At 51.6% G+C, this 256-nt stretch carries 1 protein-coding gene; it reads left to right on the top strand.

The genetic code is table 11. The features are described 5' to 3' along the window. Positions 1 to 19 precede the first annotated feature (19 nt). Positions 20 to 256 (top strand): PTS transporter subunit IIC (locus QSV46_RS40275; RefSeq protein WP_314964235.1); only part of this gene is annotated, 237 nt, incomplete at its 3' end.

Here is a 256-nt window from a genome sequence, read left to right as displayed (position 1 = left end):
ATTCTAGGAACACTCAATAATGTCAATTATCAAAGGCATTCTTGACGTCGGCGCCGTGGTTATCCTGCCGATCGTGATGCTGATTCTTTGCCTGATCTTCAGGATACCTTTCGGTAAGTCCCTCAAGGCCGGTCTGATGATCGGTATCGGATTCTCCGGGCTTTCCCTCGTCATCGGATTCCTGATGACGTCTGTGCAGTCGGCAGTGGATTACTACCGGCACATGGGCGGAGGATTCACGACTGTTGATGTCGGC

Source organism: Bradyrhizobium cosmicum (assembly GCF_032290525.1).
Classification (GTDB): domain Bacteria; phylum Pseudomonadota; class Alphaproteobacteria; order Rhizobiales; family Xanthobacteraceae; genus Bradyrhizobium; species Bradyrhizobium cosmicum_A.
This window is presented reverse-complemented; position numbering and strand designations above follow the sequence as displayed.